The following is a 16,332-nucleotide window of genomic DNA, read 5'->3' on the forward strand; positions in this document are numbered from 1 at the left end:
CGACCTGGTCCGCGGCGCCATCGGCGCCATCGTCCTCGTCGACACCCGCCGCCTCGCCGACTGCTTCCCCGCCGTCGACTACTTCGAGAACAGCGGCCTGCCCTTCGTCATCGCCCTCAACGGCTTCGACGGCCAACAGCCCTACAACCCGGACGAGGTCCGCGAGGCCCTGCAGATCGGCCCCGACACCCCGATCATCACGACCGACGCCCGCCACCGCGCCGACGCCAAGTCAGCGCTCATCACCCTGGTGGAGCATGCGCTGATGGCACGGTTGCGGTAACGCCGCGCCGCGGTCCCGCGCCCCGAAGGCGCGGGGCCGGTCCGCGCGGAGAACAGCACTGAAGGGGCCCTCTCCTGGACGGAGAGGGCCCCTTCGGTTCGTACGGTGCGGCTCAGCGCCAGCTGTGCGGTGCCCGGAAGCCGGACTCGCGCTCCAGGCGGCGCCAGCCGGCCCGGACGCGGCCGTGGTGGACCGCGGCGGTGTCGGCGGGGCGGGCCGCGGCGCGGGCCAGCAGGAGGGCCGTGATGGCGGCGACCTCCTCGGGCTCGGCGTGACCCTTCTCGACGCGGATGTCGGGGATGCTCATGGGTGTCAGTCTCCGTGGACGAGGTTTCCGCAGGGGTACCGCGGAGCGGCCGCTGTATTACTGCGGGGGGTTGCCGTGTTTGCGGGAGGGCAGGTCCGCGTGCTTGCTCTGCAGCATGGCCAGGGACCTGACGAGGACCTCACGGGTCTCGGCCGGGTCGATCACGTCGTCCACCAGGCCGCGCTCGGCCGCGTAGTACGGGTGCATCAACTCGGACTTGTACTCCTTGACCATGCGGGTGCGCATCGCCTCGGAGTCCTCGGCCTCGGCGATCTGCCGGCGGAAGATGACGTTGGCGGCGCCCTCCGCGCCCATCACCGCGATCTCGTTGGTCGGCCAGGCGAAGGTCAGGTCGGCGCCGATGGACTGGGAGTCCATGACGATGTACGCACCTCCGTACGCCTTGCGCAGGATCAGCGAGATCCGCGGCACGGTCGCGTTGCAGTACGCGTACAGCAGCTTGGCGCCGTGCCGGATGATGCCGCCGTGCTCCTGGTCGACACCGGGGAGGAAGCCCGGCACGTCCAGGAACGTGACGATCGGGATATTGAAAGCGTCACACATCTGGACGAAGCGCGCAGCTTTTTCACTGGCCTCGATGTCCAGCACGCCCGCCAGGCTCTGCGGCTGGTTGGCGACGATGCCGACCACCTGGCCGTCGAGGCGGGCCAGCGCGCAGATGATGTTGCGGGCCCAGCGCTCGTGGACCTCCAGGTACTCACCGTCGTCGACGATCTCCTCGATGACCTTGGCCATGTCGTACGGGCGGTTGCCGTCCGCCGGGACCAGGTCGAGCAGGACGTCCGAGCGGCGGTCGACCGCGTCCGTGGACTCCACGCGCGGCGGGTTCTCCCGGTTGTTCTGCGGGAGGAGGGAGAGGAGGTAGCGCACCTCCGCGATGCACGTCTCCTCGTCGTCGTAGGCGAAGTGGCAGACGCCGGAGGTCTCGGCGTGCACGTCCGCGCCGCCCAGGCCGTTCTGGGTGATCTCCTCGCCGGTGACCGCCTTGACCACGTCCGGGCCGGTGATGAACATCTGCGAGGTCTCGCGGACCATGAAGACGAAGTCGGTGAGGGCGGGGCTGTAGGCCGCGCCGCCCGCGCACGGGCCCAGCATCACGCTTATCTGCGGGATGACACCCGAGGCCCTGGTGTTGCGCTGGAAGATGCCGCCGTAGCCGGCGAGCGCCGAGACGCCCTCCTGGATGCGGGCGCCCGCGCCGTCGTTGAGGGAGACCAGCGGGGCGCCGGCCGCGATGGCCATGTCCATGATCTTGTGGATCTTGGTGGCGTGGGCCTCGCCCAGCGCGCCGCCGAAGATGCGGAAGTCATGGGCGTAGACGAAGACCGTGCGGCCCTCCACCGTGCCCCAGCCGGTGATGACACCGTCGGTGTACGGCTTCTTGGCCTCCAGGCCGAAGCCGGTGGCCCGGTGCCGCCGCAGCTGCTCGACCTCCTGGAACGAGTCCGGGTCCAGCAGCAGCTCGATCCGCTCCCGCGCGGTGAGCTTCCCCTTGGCGTGCTGCGCCGCGGTGGCCTTCTCACTGGGTCCGGCCAGCGCCCGCGCACGGATCTCATGGAGTTCGGCCACACGCCCGCGTGCGTCCGTCGGCTCGCCCGGCGCCTCATCCAAAACGGTCATGTAGCGACCTTACGAAGCCGCCCCCGAAAAGCGAGCCGTCGACTCCGTACAGTCTCCGACCCGTTTTCCTGGTAGCACTGAACAGAACCAGGCGCGCATGCAGCCGTTCCGACTGCTCGGAGCCGGTGCGCGTTGTGGGGGTCGGACAAAGCGGCTAGGTGAGAGACACCTCACATCGATGGGTGGCGCATACCTCCCCCGGAGTGACGCGCAGCCGCAGCCCCCGGTGGTGCGGTCCCGTCGGGAGCACCTCGACCGACGGATCCACGCGCACGACACCGCTCACCGGACGGTCCCAGCGGACCTCCACCGTCCCGCCCGTGCGCGGCGGTTCACTCACGCACAGGGTAGCGGTACCGCCCCGGCGCCGTACGAACACGCTCGCGGGTGCGCTGACGGTGAGCGGGCCCGCGGTGCCCGGGGCGAAGAAGTTCGCGGCCGTGAGGCCGAGCGGGCGGACGTGGACGGCCTGGCGGCGGGCGTCGTTGGCGAGGACGGACAGCCGGCCGCGGTGGGCCGCGCGGGCGGCGACCCGCCGGCGGGAGGCGCCGGGCATCAGGACGTACACGTACGACGCCGCCGTCGGGTCCGTGCCGTGGTCCAGCCAGAGGACCTGCCGGCGGCGGGTGCGGCGCTCGGCCGTCCCCCCGGTGTTGATGTCCGACCAGGCGCCGGTGCGGTCCTCGCGGAGCGTGCGCAGGTCGCCGCCGGCCGGGAGGATCCAGCCTCCGTGACCCTCCAGGTGGGCCCAGCCGCGCCCGACGGTGAGCCGCTGCCCGCCGCCCTCGCCGAGGTTCCGGTTGTCGATCACGGTCTCGACGGGGACACCGTCCGCGCAGGTGATGCCGGCGCCCAGGCAGACGACACAGTCGTCGAGGCAGAACCAGGACTTGCGGGCCTCCAGCGTGGAGCCCAGCCCCTCGAGGTGCTGGCCGATCGCGGCGTACTCGCCGTCCGTCGTCCCGCCGGTCCAGCGCGTGCCGGGCCGGGGTTCGCCCCACTCGCCGCCCTCCCGGTCGGCGAGGCGCCGGGTGGAGACGGTGGTGCCGGGCAGGCGGTACCAGTCGACGGTCGGCCAGTACCAGTCGGTGTACTGGTCGGCCGGGCCGCTCCGCTCCCCCGCCGGCCACCAGAGCGTCATCCCCGCCCCGGTGTGCCAGCCGCGCGGGTTCTCGCCGTTGCCGCACTCGTAGTGCGCGATCCGGTCGGAGGCCATGGCGATGTTCAGCACGAAGCCGGGCCGTCGGTGGACGGCGCGGTCCATGGCGGCGAAGAGGTGGTGGCCGACGGGGTCGGCGGCGGGCGGCACCGGGGAGGCGGCGACGGCGTGCAGCCGGGCCAGGTCGGCGACCTGGAACCGCGGGGCCGTGAGGATCGGCTCCACCGTGTCCCGCTCGGTCCACCCCTTGATCCGCCCGTGCCAGCGGTCCCGCTCGGCGGCGCTCGTGCCCTGGGCCAGCAGCGCGATCGCCGCGATGATCCCGTGCCCGTGGTAGTGGTCACCGCGCAGGATCCCGCTGTCGTCACCCTCGAGGTGGCCCCGGCTGATGGCGCGCCCGTTGACGCTGTCCATCACCAGGCCGTCGTGGATCAGGGGCGCGTAGGCGCGCTCCACGCTGTCGAGGACGATCTGCCGGTTCGGATCGGTGACCTCCCACTCCGACCCGGCGAGCAGCGCGAAGAGCCGTCCGAGGCCGTCGAGCAGGACCTGCCCGTACGTGCCCGAGTACGCGACCCGGGCGTGCTGGACGAACGAGCCGTCGGCGTACAGCCCGTCCCCCTCCGTGACGTACGGGAAGACCGGGGAGAGGGCGTCACGGGCCAGCGCGATCTTCGCGGGGGCGCGGCCGAGGATGCCGCGCAGGGCGACCGAGCGGCAGAGGTCGACGCGGTTGGCGCCGGTGGAGACGGACGAGTAGTCGCGGAGCAGCGCGTCCGGGACGAAGTGGTCCACGGCCGCGCAGGCCGCCGCCCGCCGCTCGTCCGCGAGGTGGTCGTGGAGGGCGGCCGTGATGTCCATGAGCAGGCGGGGGCTGCCGATCCGCCACTCCCACCAGTTGCCGTACGGGGTGGTGGCGGGGTGGTACACGGCCCGGGAGAGGTGGTCGAGGCCGCGGAGGACGTCCGCGAGGAGGCCGGTGTCGCCGGTGAGTCCGGTGCCCTCCTGGACGTACGCCTGGGCCATCGTCCACAGGCGGTCGTAGCTCCGGGTGATGCCGGCGGGCGGGTCGAAGGGGAGACCGGGCCAGAGGGAGGCGGGCGTGGGGGTCATGGCGGCGCGGTGGGCCCGGGCCGACTCACCGGTGGCGCGCAGGCGGGAGGCGTACGGGTCGGCGGCCGGGTCGTACCCCGTGCCGAGGGCGAGGGTGAGCCAGCGGTGCCGGAGGGCGTCGTACGGGTCGTCGGCGGCGGCGCGCGCGGCGGGGACCGCGGGCCGGCCCGGTGCCGCGGTGACGGCCGCCGTGAGGGCCGCCGCGCGCAGGACGGCACGGCGGGTGAGGGCCGGGAGTGCTCGGCGCTTCGGGGTCATGGTCGTGCCCCTACCACCCTGGCGGCCGGGGAAAGCCGCGCGACGGCCCGCGGCGAGAAGGTTGAATGTTGAACAGAATGGGTCTACGGTGGGTCTCGTTCGAATCATTGAACTTTGAACGAACACATCCACGAACCCGATCGCGGATCCCCAAGGACCCGCCCCCGTCACCAGGAGCACGCCATGGGTATCTTCGGCCGCAAGAACTCCGCCGGGACCGGCACGACCACGACCGCCGCCACCGCCCCGGTCAACCCCGCGCTCGCCGCGGTGACCGGTGAGTACACGATCGACGCCTCCCACTCGACGCTCGGCTTCGTGGCCCGGCACGCCATGGTCACCAACGTCAAGGGCGGCTTCAAGGACTTCTCCGGGACGCTCCACCTGGACGGCACCGACCCGGCGAGGTCCACGGCCACCCTCGACATCGCGATGGACAGCATCGACACGGGCTCCGCCGACCGCGACGGGCACCTCAAGAGCGCGGACTTCTTCCGGACGGACGAGTTCCCGACGATGACCTTCCGCTCGACGAAGGCGGAGGCCCTGGGCGGCGACGACTACCGCATCACGGGCGACCTCACCATCCTCGGCACGACGAAGCCGCTGACGATCGACCTGGAGTTCAACGGCTCCGCCAAGGACCCCTTCGGCAACGAGCGCGTCGGCTTCGAGGGCAAGGCGGAGCTCCTCCGCTCCGAGTGGGGCCTGACCTGGAACGCGGCCCTGGAGACCGGTGGCGTCCTGGTCTCGGACAAGATCAAGCTGGTCTTCGACGTCTCGGCGATCAGGAACGCGGGCTGAGGCACGGGCCGCGTGCCCGACCGCGCCGTCCCCGCCTCCACGCCCACGCGACCACCCCGGCGATATTCCGGTGCGCCGGGGTGGCCGGGGTGGCCGGCTGGCTAGCCTCACGCGCATGGCCTGGTTGCCACACGACTTCGTGCACCCCCTGAGCGTCGCGATACCCGGCGGGGCCGGACACCGGCTGCGGCCGATCAGCGGCGCCGACGCACCGCTCGACCACCCGGCGGTGAGGGGCTCGCGGGAGCGGCTGTGGGTCGTGGACGACGAGGTGGGCGGCGCACTGGAGCGGGCGCTGGACGTGTTCGTACCGCGGTGGATCGCCGAGGACTGGCCCTTCGAGCGGCCGCGCTTCGTCGGACGGGACCTGACCTGGGACGAGTGGCTGGCGCTGCCGGACATCGGGTGAGCGATCGGGTGAGCGGGGGGCCGCCGCCCACGGCGGGCGACGGCGGGCGCCTCAGAAGCCGCCGCCGAAGTCCCCGCCCCCTCCCCCGAAGTCACCGCCGCCGCCGAAGTCGCCTCCTCCGAAGCCGCCCCCGAAGCCGCCCGAGAAGTCGTCCCCGTCGAAGTCCGCGCCCGAGACGTCCCCGCCCTCGTAGCCGCCGCCGAAGTCCCCGTACCCGGCGCCGTAGTCGGCCGCGTACGCGGGGGTGGCCATCATGCTGCCCAGCAGCGTGCCGACCAGCAGTCCGGGCAGGATGCCGCCGCCGAAGTAGCCGCCCGCCCAGGGGCCGTACGCCGGGCCCGCCTCCCAGTACGGGCGGCGGCCGTAGCCCGTGTCCACCTCGCGCACCATCGGGTCCCGGCCTTCCTCGAGGCGTACCCGGTCCGCCGCGCAGACCGGGACCTCGCGGGGGGCGCCGCCCTCGGGCGTCCAGGTGGCGTCGGCCACCGACGGGCCGTGGCGCGGGTCGAAGAAGCAGGGGGCGCGGCGCTCGGGCAGCGGCCGGCCCTCGCGGCGCGCGGCCAGCTGGGCGAGCGAGAAGCGGCCGTCCTCCAGCGCCTGGGTGACCCCGCGCACGTCCTCGGGCCGCCGGGCGGCGGCCATCAGCGACTTGGCCTGCTCGTAGGTGTCCAGGGCGCGCTCGTAGTCGGCGCGCATGGCGTCGTCCGCGCCGGACTCGGCGGGGTGGAAGTCGAGGCGGTCGAGCTCCTCACCGAACGCCGTGATGTCCTCGTCCACCACGACGCGCAGCTTCTCCAGGGCGGCCCGCCGCTCCTCCTCGCCCTTGCGGCGGTTGCGGCGCACCAGCGCGTACCCGCCGACGCCACCCGCCACGAGCAGTCCGCCCACGGTGGCCAGGGCGCCCGCGTTGACGCCGGAGTCGCCGCCGCCGTTCCAGGTATTCGGTCCGGCGCCGCCGAGGTTGCTGCGCAGCGCGTCGTCGACGAAGTCGTTGAGCTGGGCCTTGACGTCGCCCGACTGCTGGACCGCCGCCTCCAGGTTCTGCACGCCCTGACGGGAGAGCACGCTGCTGTCGGCCCGGGCGGCGAACCGGTCGCCGAGGCGGATGCCGTACAGACCGGTGATGCCGGTCCGGGTGCGCAGGTCGCGGAAGATGTCCTGGGTCGGCTGGTCGGCCGGCAGGACCGCCACGAAGACCGGCGCGTCCGCGTCCCTGATCTTGTCGGCGAGCGCTTCGGCGTCGGCCTCGGACAGCTGGCCGGCGGCGGCCGGGTCGACGTAGACGGGATCCTTGCGCAGCGCCTCGGCGACCGTTTCCAGGTCGGTGGCCGCGTGCGCACCGGGCGCACCGACCGCCAGCACCGCCAGCGCCGCGGCGAGCGGCGCGATCAACAACCGGACGAGTCCTCGCGACAGTACAGCCCTCATACCTCGAAGCTACCTCGCCGGACGCACCTCATGACGAGGCCGCGGCAGGGCCCCGGGAGCACGGTGCTCCCGGGGTCCGTGCCGTAACGCGTGGGCCCGCCTACTCCGCCGGTTCCACCCCGGCCTTCAGCAGGCCGTACGTGTAGGCGTCCTCCAGGGCCTGCCAGGACGCGGAGATCACGTTGTCGGCGACGCCGACCGTGGACCAGTCGCCCGTGCCGTCGGAGGTGGAGATCAGCACCCGGGTCGTGGACTGGGTGCCGTGCCGGCCCTCCAGGATGCGGACCTTGTAGTCGACCAGCTCCAGCTTGGCGAGCTGCGGGTAGATCCGCTCCAGGGCGACGCGCAGGGCGCGGTCGAGGGCGTTGACCGGGCCGTTGCCCTCCGCGGTGGCGACGATGCGCTCGCTCTTGGCCCACAGCTTGACCGTGGCCTCGTTGGCGTGGCTGCCGTCGGGGCGGTCCTCGACGATGGCGCGCCAGGACTCCGTGCGGAAGTAGCTCAGCGGCCGGCCCGCCACCTCCCCGCGCAGCAGCAGCTCGAAGGAGGCGTCGGCCGCTTCGTACGTGTAGCCCTTGAGCTCGCGCTCCTTGACCCGGTCCACGACCCGGCCGACGAGTTCGCGGTCGCCGCCCAGGTCGACGCCGAGTTCCTTGCCCTTGAGCTCGATGGAGGCGCGGCCCGCCATGTCGGAGACCAGCATGCGCATGGTGTTGCCGACCTGCTCGGGGGCGATGTGCTGGTACAGGTCCGGGTCGACCTTGATGGCGGAGGCGTGCAGTCCGGCCTTGTGCGCGAAGGCGGAGAGGCCGACGTAGGGCTGATGGGTGGAGGGGGTGAGGTTGACGACCTCGGCGATGGCGTGCGAGATCCGGGTCATCTCGCGCAGCCGGCCCTCGGGCAGCACCTTCATGCCGTACTTGAGCTCCAGGGCGGCGACGACCGGGAACAGGTTGGAGTTGCCGACGCGCTCGCCGTAGCCGTTGGCGGTGCACTGGACGTGGGTGGCGCCCGCGTCGACGGCGGCGAGGGTGTTGGCGACGGCGCAGCCGGTGTCGTCCTGGGCGTGGATGCCGAGCCGGGCGCCCGTGTCGGCGAGCACGGTCGCGACCACGGCCTGGACCTGGGCGGGGAGCATGCCGCCGTTGGTGTCGCAGAGCACCACGACGTCGGCGCCGGCCTCGGCGGCGGTCCGGACGACCGCCTTCGCGTACTCCGCGTTCGCGCGGTAGCCGTCGAAGAAGTGCTCGCAGTCGACGAAGACCCGGCGGCCCTCGGCGACCAGGTGGGCGACCGTGTCCCGGATCATCTCCAGGTTCTCGTCGAGCGTGGTGCGCAGGGCCAGCTCGACGTGCCGGTCGTGCGACTTGGCGACCAGGGTGATCACCGGTGCGCCGGACGCGAGGAGGGCCTTGACCTGGGGGTCCTCGCTCGCCCTGCCGCCGGCCCGGCGGGTGGCGCCGAAGGCGACCAGCCGGGCGTGCCGGAAGCGGATCTCCTGCTGGGCGCGGGCGAAGAACTCGGTGTCGCGCGGGTTGGCGCCGGGCCAGCCCCCCTCGATGAATCCCACACCGAAGTCGTCCAGGTGCCGTGCGATGGCCAGCTTGTCCGCGACCGTGAGGTTGATGCCCTCGCGCTGCGCCCCGTCGCGCAGAGTGGTGTCGAAGACGTGGAACGAATCGTCGAGCTCGCTGGTTTCGGTCATGGTTGTTTTCGGCTCCTGTGATGGATCCCGTAGTGGATCTCGGACTGACCGGAATGACCGGCTCCGCCCTCTCCCATGATCCCGTGCGCTCTTTCCCCGGCTGACGGTGGGCCCAGGAAAACGAAAAACCCCTCGCGGGTGCGAGAGGTCTGCGCGCGGGTCGAGACGACGGTGTCCGCCCGTACCTGGTCGTACGTGACGGTCACAGCGGACCGGCGCGCCTGCTGCCAATAATCATGGCGAACGAAAGCACGGGGGGAGTCTGGCACAAACGGCCCCCGCGCTCACCGTCGTCTCAGGATGCGAGCCGCGGAATTCCGGTCACCGTGGTGTGCGCACGCACACGTCCTCCACGCCGTTGGTGTCACCGGGCACGAGGTCCGCGGCGAGCCCGCCGGGCCGCCGCCAGGCCGCCACCACCGGGCTGCCCCGGACGAGAGGGCCCGGGGCGGCCCGGCGGTGACCGGCCGATCGCTAGGCGAGCCGCCGCATCCAGCCGTGCCCGTCCTCCGCGGTGCCCCGCTGGATGTCGAGGAGCTGCTCGCGGAGCCGGAGGGTGACCTCGCCGGGCTCCCCGCCCGACTGCCGCCACTCGGCGCCGGCGCGCTTGACGGTGCCGACGGGGGTGATGACGGCGGCCGTGCCGCAGGCGAAGACCTCGGTCAGGGTGCCGTTCTCGGCGTCGCGCTGCCACTGGTCGAGGGAGACGCGGCCCTCCTCGGCGGTGTAGCCGAGGTCACGGGCGACGGTGAGCAGCGAGTCGCGGGTGACGCCCTCCAGGATGGAGCCGGTGAGCGTCGGGGTGACGATGCGGTCGCCGTACACGAAGTACAGGTTCATGCCGCCGAGTTCCTCGACCCAGGTGTGCTCGGTGGCGTCGAGGTAGCAGACCTGGTCGCAGCCCTTCTCCGCGGCCTCGGCCTGGGCGAGCAGGGAGGCCGCGTAGTTGCCGCCCGTCTTGGCGTCGCCCATGCCGCCGGGGACGGCACGCACCCGGTCCTCGGAGACCCAGATGGAGACGGGCTTCACGCCGCCCGGGAAGTAGGCGCCCGCCGGGGAGGCGATCACGATGAACAGGTACTCGTTGGCGGGCCGCACCCCGAGGCCGACCTCGGCCGCGAACATGAACGGGCGCAGGTACAGGGACTCCTCGCCGCCGTGCGCGGGCACCCACGCCTGGTCCTGCTTGACCAGCGCGTGGCAGGCCTCGATGAACGTCTCGACCGGCAGCTCCGGCATCGCCAGGCGGCGGGCGGAGCGCTGGAAGCGCTCGGCGTTCTTCTCGGGGCGGAAGGTGGCGACGGTGCCGTCGGGCTGCCGGTACGCCTTGAGCCCCTCGAAGATCTCCTGGGCGTAGTGCAGGGTCATGTTGGCCGGGTCGATGGAGAGCGGGCCGTACGGCACCAGCTGCCCGTCGTGCCAGCCGCGGCCCTCGGTCCACCGGACCGTCACCATGTGGTCGGTGAAGTGGCGGCCGAACCCGGGGCTGGCCAGGATCGCCTCGCGCTCCGCGTCGGAGAGCGGGTGGGCCGAGGGCTTGAGTTCGATCGTGGGCGTCGTCATGAGTGGTTGTGTCCTTCACCGGTTGTCGTGACGGGCCGCGCTCACGCCCGTACTGGCAGTGGTACTAGGACGTCCGAGCATTCTCTCCGGCCGCGGCTCTGCGTTCGATTATCGCAAGCGGCGGACCGGAGGGCGGTTTCCCCTGTTCCGGCGGTGGGGGAAGCCGGGGAGGAAGGGTGTGGGCGCGGCCCTCGGGATTGCCCAGGGAGATTGATGGTGCCACCCGGCGAGGGCATGCGAAAGCCGCCGGGTGCGAGAGGTGCGACCCGGCGGCTTCGGGGTGGGAGAAGCGCGGGGTCAGCCGGCTACTCGTACGGCGAGGGCGTCGCCGATCTCGTCCGTCGTGCGGGCCGGCTTGCCCGCGCGCTCCGCGAGGTCCGCGGAGACGGCGTCGTCGATACGGGCCGCCTCGGCGTCGTGGCCGAGGTGGCGCAGGAGCAGGGCGACGGACAGCACCGTGGCGGTGGGGTCGGCCTTGCCCTGGCCCGCGATGTCCGGGGCCGAGCCGTGGACGGGCTCGAACATGGACGGGAACTCGCCGGAGGGGTTGATGTTCCCGCTCGCGGCGACGCCGATGCCGCCGGAGACGGCCGCGGCGAGGTCGGTGACGATGTCGCCGAAGAGGTTGTCGGTGACGATCACGTCGAAGCGCTCGGGCTGGGTGACGAGGTAGATCGTCGCCGCGTCCACGTGCATGTACTCGGTGGTGACCTCGGGGTACTCCGCGGCCACCCGGTTGAAGACGTTGGTCCACAGGTGGCCCGCGAAGGTCAGCACGTTGTTCTTGTGGATCAGCGCGAGCTTCTTGCGGGGGCGGGCCTGGGCGCGGGCGAAGGCGTCCCGCACCACGCGCTCGACGCCGAAGGCCGTGTTCACGGAGACCTCGGTGGCGATTTCGTGCTCGGTGCCCTTGCGGATGGTGCCGCCGTTGCCGGTGTACGGGCCCTCGGTGCCCTCGCGGACCACCACGAAGTCGATCTCCGGCTGGCCGGCCAGCGGCGTCTCGACACCGGGCAGCAGCTTCGAGGGACGCAGGTTCACGTGGTGGTCGAAGGCGAAGCGGAGCTTCAGCAGGAAGCCGCGCTCCAGGACGCCGGAGGGCACGGACGGGTCGCCGATCGCGCCGAGCAGGATGGCGTCGTGCTGCTTCAGCTGCTCCAGGTCGGCGTCGGTGAGGGTCTCACCGGTGGCGTGGTAGCGCCGGGCGCCGAAGTCGTACTCCCTGGTCTCCAGCTTCACGTCCTGCGGGAGTGCAGCGGAGAGGACCTTCAGGCCCTGGGCCACGACTTCCTGGCCGATGCCGTCACCGGGGATCACGGCGAGATTGAGGGTGCGAGAGCTTGCCGACATGCGCAGCACCGTACTCCGTGTCCCAGGGAATGACACAGGGCGTCCGCGATGTGGACGCGAGGGAAGGCGCCGGTCAGTGGCCGGTCTCGCCCCCGTTGTCCCTGCGGTCGAGGGCGCGCTGGAGCGCGGCGGCGGCGTTCTTGCGGTCGGACTCGCTCGCCCGGGAGGTGTGTCGGACGCGGCGGCGGACGGTCGTCTCGGCCATGGGTGATCGACTCCTTCAGAAGGTCCGGGGCGGGAGATCCGGGAGTACGGCAGAAGAGGGTGACGAGCCTCCCCCACGGCCCCGTACGGGCGTGGGCGGTGCCCCGGCAAGGGGCGGGGAGCGGTGCGGCGGGGGTGGCCCGCCGGGGAACTCCGGCTCGCGACCGTCATGCGCTTGATCCAGCGAGACGTTCGACTCCTACAAACGTAGGGGACGCCGGAGTGCCTGTCTCCACAATTACTCGGGCTTCCTACTATCTGAGACGGTGCGGTGCGTCACAGCACCGTCCGCACCTCCTCGCCGAACCCCTGCGGGTCCTCCACCCACGGCAGGTGACCGGCGCCCGGGAGCACCGAGCGGGCCCTCGCGCGTCCGCCGCGAGGTCGACGGGGAACCAGGGGTCGGCCATGCGCGCGGCGTGCTCCGGGGCCCGCTCCCCCGTCCGTCCCGGTCCTGCTCGCCCACATCCGCACCCCGTCGTCGGCGGTCACTTGCTCGGTACGCGTCATGCGGACAGTGTGCGCGGGCGGACATGCCGACGGGCCAGGTCCGGTGGGGGACCTGGCCCGTGCGGCGGGCGAACCGTCAGCCCATGTGCGGGTAGGTGTAGTCGGTCGGCGGGACCAGCGTCTCCTTGATGGCGCGGGTGAGGGTCCAGCGCATCAGGTTCTGCGGGGCGCCGGCCTTGTCGTTGGTGCCCGAGGCGCGGCCGCCGCCGAAGGGCTGCTGGCCGACGACGGCGCCGGTGGACTTGTCGTTGATGTAGAAGTTGCCGGCCGCGTAGCGCAGCTTCTCCATCGTGTACGCGGCCGCCGCGCGGTCGTTCGCGATGACCGAGCCGGTGAGCGCGTAGTCGGACGCCGACTCCATCTGCTCCAGCATCGCGTCGTACTGGTCGTCCTCGTACACGTACACGGCGAGGATCGGGCCGAAGTACTCGGTGGTGAACACCTCGTTCTCGGGGTCGGTGCACTCGATGACGGTCGGGCGGACGAAGTAGCCGACCGAGTCGTCGTAGGAACCGCCGGCGACGATTCGGCAGGTCGGGTCCTCCTTCGCGCGGTCGATGGCGGCCTTGTTCTTGGCGAACGCGCGCTCGTCGATGACCGCGCCGATGAAGTTCGACAGGTCGGTGACGTCACCCATGGTGATGTGGTCGACCTCGGTGGCGAACTCCTCCTTGAAGCCGGAGTTCCAGATGGAGGCCGGGACGTACGCGCGGGAGGTGGCGCTGCACTTCTGGCCCTGGTACTCGAAGGCGCCGCGGGTCAGGGCGGTCTTCAGGATCGCGGGGTCGGCGCTCGGGTGGGCGACGACGAAGTCCTTGCCACCGGTCTCGCCGACCAGGCGCGGGTAGGTGCGGTACTTCTCGATGTTGTTGCCGACCGTCTTCCACAGGTGCTGGAAGGTCTTCGTCGAGCCGGTGAAGTGGATGCCGGCCAGGTCGCGGTGGTTCAGGGCGACCTCGGAGACCGCGATGCCGTCGCCCGTGACGAGGTTGATGACGCCCTTGGGCAGGCCCGCCTCCTCCAGGAGGCGCATCAGCAGCACGGCCGCGTGGGTCTGCGTCGGGGACGGCTTCCACACCACGACGTTGCCCATGAGCGCGGGCGCGGTCGGCAGGTTGGCCGCGATCGCCGTGAAGTTGAACGGCGTGATCGCGTAGACGAAGCCCTCCAGCGGGCGGTGGTCCAGGCGGTTCCAGACGCCCGGCGCGTTGGCCGGGGGCTGCTCGGCGAGCAGGTCGCGGGCGTACTTCACGTTGAAGCGCCAGAAGTCGACCAGCTCGCAGGGGGTGTCGATCTCGGCCTGCTGGGCCGTCTTGGACTGGCCCAGCATGGTGGAGGCGGCCAGCGTCTCGCGCCAGGGGCCGGAGAGCAGCTCGGCGGCGCGCAGGATGATCGCGGCACGGTCGTCGAAGGACATCGCGCGCCAGGCCGGGGCGGCGGCGAGGGCCGCGTCGATCGCGTCCTGCGCGTCCGCCTGCGTGGCGTGCGCGGCGGTACCGAGGACGGCCTTGTGGTTGTGCGGCTGTACGACGTCGAAGCGCTCACCGCCGCCGAGCCGCTGCTCGCCGCCGATGGTCATCGTCAGCTCGATCGGGTTCTCGGCCAGCTCCTTGAGCTTGGCCTCCAGCCGGGCGCGCTCGGGCGAGCCGGGGGCGTAACCGTGCACCGGCTCGTTGACGGGCGTGGGGACCTGGGTGACGGCGTCCATGTTTTCCGTGACTCCTTATCTGGGCTGAGCGGTGGGGGTCGGGCTCAGCCCTTGGTGAGCATCGAGCGGGCGAAGAAGCGCAGGTTGGCGGGCTTCTCGGCGAGGCGCCGCATGAAGTAGCCGTACCAGTCGGTGCCGTAGGCGGTGTAGACGCGCATGCGGTGGCCCTCGGCGGCCAGCCGCAGGTGCTCCTCGGCGCGGATGCCGTACAGCATCTGGAACTCGTACTCGTCCGGCTTGCGCCCGGCGCGCCGGGCCAGCTCCTGGGAGATGGAGATGAGGCGCGGGTCGTGGGACCCGATCATCGGGTAGCCCTCGCCCTCCATCAGGATCCGCAGGATGCGGACGTAGGCCTTGTCGATCTCGTGCTTCTGCTGGAAGGCGACGGAGGCGGGCTCCTTGTACGCGCCCTTCACCAGGCGGACGCGGCTGCCGTTCGCGGCGAGGCGGCGGGCGTCCTCCTCGGTGCGGAACAGGTAGGCCTGGATGACGCAGCCGGTCTGCGGGAAGTCCTTCCGCAGCTCCTCGTGGACGGCGAACATCGAGTCGAGGGTGGTGTGGTCCTCCGCGTCCAGGGTGACCGTGGTGCCGATCGCGGCGGCGGCCTCGACGACGGGGCGGACGTTGGCGAGGCAGAGCTCGTGGCCGCCCGGGAGCGCTTGCCCGAACATGGAGAGCTTGACCGACATCTCGGCGCGCTCGCCCAGCTCCAGCTCCTTCAGCCGGGCGATCAGCTCCAGGTAGGCGTCGCGGGCCGCGGTCGCCTGGTCCTCGGTCGTGATGTCCTCGCCGACCACGTCGAGGGTGACCTCCAGACCGTTGCCGGTGAGGTCGCGGATGACGGGCACGATGTCGTCGACGATCTCACCGGGGATGAAACGGTCGACGACGGGCCTGGTCACCGGCGCCGCCGAGATCAGACGACGCAACCGGTCGCTGCGCGACGCGGCGAGAATCACGGGACCCAGCACGGGGCACCTCCACAACAGCCAGCAGAAGGGCCGTGAACCCGAAGTGACGGGCACGGCACGGAGAACCACCGTGAAACCTAAGGATCCCTCCGATCGTCGGCCATCGACAGCTGTCACGCATCCGTGCCCCGGATCTCAGACAGATGTATGAAGAGCGGGCACAGGTGCGCGAGAATGCCCGGGTGACGGACGTTTTCAGAGAGCGGGGAGCGGGCCGGGGCGACTACCAGGAACTGGTCGACGAGATCTCCGGACTGCTGGGCGCACCGGCGACGCTGGAGAACCGCGACTTCGAGCTGATCGCCTTCGGCGCGTACGACAGCGAGGGCGAGCTCGACGCGTCGGCGCTGGACCCGGTGCGCACCCGCTCGATCCTCACGCGGCGGTCGACGGCGGCGGTGCGGGAGTGGTTCGAGGGGTTCGGCATCACCCGGGCGACGGGCCCGGTACGCATCCCGCCCACCCCGGAGGCGGGCGTCCACCGCGGGCGCGTCTGTCTCCCCGTACGCCACCGGGGCGTCGTCCTCGGTTACGTGTGGCTGCTGGACGGCGACCCGGTCGCCACCGACGGCCAGCTCTCCGCGGCGATGGAGGTTGCCTCGCGGATCGGCGCCCTGCTGGCGGACGAGGCGCAGGCGGGCGCGGACCTGACCCGTGAGCTGCGCGCGGTGCTGACGGCCGCGCCCGGCTGGCAGCGGGACGCGGCGCTCACGGAGCTGCGCACGGCGCTCGGCCCGCGCGCGGACGGCGTGCACACGGTGGTCTGCGTGGCGCCGTGGCCGTCCGCCGACCCGGCGGACACCCCCTCGGTCCGTACGGTGCCGGGGGCCGTCGCCCTGTGCACGGTGCCGTGGGACGGGGGCGTCGGGCAGGGCCTGGCGCTGCTGGTGCGGCTCAGGTCGGCGGACGTGCCGCAGCC

General features: G+C 72.0%; 14 protein-coding genes and 1 pseudogene. 4 read left to right on the top strand and 11 right to left on the bottom strand.

All coding sequences use genetic code 11. From position 1 onward, the window contains the following. Positions 1-283, top strand: a 283-nt coding sequence (locus UW392_RS04355) for an ATP/GTP-binding protein (protein ID WP_320773513.1), incomplete at its 5' end; no start/stop codon positions are given. Positions 284-395: 112 nt separating this feature from the next. Here UW392_RS04355 and UW392_RS04360 read toward each other — a convergent pair. The 3 genes from UW392_RS04360 to UW392_RS04370 form a co-directional block, all read right to left on the bottom strand. After that, on the bottom strand, positions 396-590 hold the full coding sequence (locus tag UW392_RS04360) for an acyl-CoA carboxylase epsilon subunit (RefSeq protein ID WP_320773514.1): 195 nt from the start codon (positions 588-590) through the stop codon (positions 396-398). A 57-nt stretch (positions 591-647) separates the two neighbouring features. Continuing rightward, positions 648-2,231 carry an acyl-CoA carboxylase subunit beta gene (locus UW392_RS04365; RefSeq protein ID WP_320773515.1) on the bottom strand — a complete coding sequence of 528 codons (1,584 nt, stop codon included), beginning with the start codon at positions 2,229-2,231 and terminating at the stop codon, positions 648-650. 154 nt (positions 2,232-2,385) lie between these two features. Then, complete coding sequence (locus UW392_RS04370) at positions 2,386-4,761, bottom strand: polysaccharide lyase 8 family protein (protein ID WP_320773516.1); 2,376 nt, start codon at positions 4,759-4,761, stop codon at positions 2,386-2,388. 183 nt (positions 4,762-4,944) lie between these two features. On the opposite strand from UW392_RS04370, the gene UW392_RS04375 reads away from it, so the two are divergent. After that, positions 4,945-5,565, top strand: a complete 621-nt coding sequence (locus tag UW392_RS04375; RefSeq protein WP_320773517.1) for a YceI family protein — start codon at positions 4,945-4,947, stop codon at positions 5,563-5,565. A 115-nt stretch (positions 5,566-5,680) separates the two neighbouring features. Continuing rightward, the gene (locus tag UW392_RS04380; RefSeq protein ID WP_320773518.1) at positions 5,681-5,974 is read left to right on the top strand and encodes a hypothetical protein; all 294 of its coding nucleotides are present in this window, start codon (positions 5,681-5,683) and stop codon (positions 5,972-5,974) included. A 51-nt stretch (positions 5,975-6,025) separates the two neighbouring features. Here UW392_RS04380 and UW392_RS04385 read toward each other — a convergent pair whose 3' ends face one another. From UW392_RS04385 to UW392_RS04420, 8 genes are all read right to left on the bottom strand, one after another. Beyond that, positions 6,026-7,402 (bottom strand): hypothetical protein, encoded by a 1,377-nt coding sequence (locus tag UW392_RS04385; protein ID WP_320773519.1) that lies wholly within the window; start codon positions 7,400-7,402, stop codon positions 6,026-6,028. Positions 7,403-7,502: 100 nt separating this feature from the next. After that, entirely contained in the window at positions 7,503-9,107 is a 1,605-nt protein-coding gene (cimA, locus tag UW392_RS04390; RefSeq protein ID WP_320773520.1) for a citramalate synthase, read from the bottom strand. A gap of 474 nt (positions 9,108-9,581) precedes the next feature. Beyond that, positions 9,582-10,670 carry a branched-chain amino acid aminotransferase gene (locus UW392_RS04395; RefSeq protein ID WP_320773521.1) on the bottom strand — a complete coding sequence of 363 codons (1,089 nt, stop codon included), beginning with the start codon at positions 10,668-10,670 and terminating at the stop codon, positions 9,582-9,584. A gap of 297 nt (positions 10,671-10,967) precedes the next feature. Beyond that, positions 10,968-12,020, bottom strand: coding sequence for a 3-isopropylmalate dehydrogenase (locus UW392_RS04400; RefSeq protein ID WP_320773522.1), 1,053 nt, complete (start codon positions 12,018-12,020; stop codon positions 10,968-10,970). A gap of 73 nt (positions 12,021-12,093) precedes the next feature. Then, on the bottom strand, positions 12,094-12,225 hold the full coding sequence (locus tag UW392_RS04405; RefSeq protein WP_268249413.1) for a hypothetical protein: 132 nt from the start codon (positions 12,223-12,225) through the stop codon (positions 12,094-12,096). Between the two features lie 275 nt (positions 12,226-12,500). Continuing rightward, positions 12,501-12,734 (bottom strand): hypothetical protein, encoded by a 234-nt coding sequence (locus UW392_RS04410; protein WP_320773523.1) that lies wholly within the window; start codon positions 12,732-12,734, stop codon positions 12,501-12,503. Positions 12,735-12,810: 76 nt separating this feature from the next. Beyond that, positions 12,811-14,442, bottom strand: coding sequence for an L-glutamate gamma-semialdehyde dehydrogenase (pruA, locus tag UW392_RS04415; protein WP_320773524.1), 1,632 nt, complete (start codon positions 14,440-14,442; stop codon positions 12,811-12,813). A gap of 44 nt (positions 14,443-14,486) precedes the next feature. Continuing rightward, positions 14,487-15,413 carry a proline dehydrogenase family protein gene (locus tag UW392_RS04420; RefSeq protein WP_320773525.1) on the bottom strand — a complete coding sequence of 309 codons (927 nt, stop codon included), beginning with the start codon at positions 15,411-15,413 and terminating at the stop codon, positions 14,487-14,489. A gap of 143 nt (positions 15,414-15,556) precedes the next feature. Between UW392_RS04420 and UW392_RS04425 the strand changes: the two are divergent. Continuing rightward, a pseudogene (locus UW392_RS04425) lies at positions 15,557-16,332 on the top strand (PucR family transcriptional regulator); the annotation flags it as partial.

This window comes from Streptomyces sp. CRN 30, assembly GCF_034105845.1.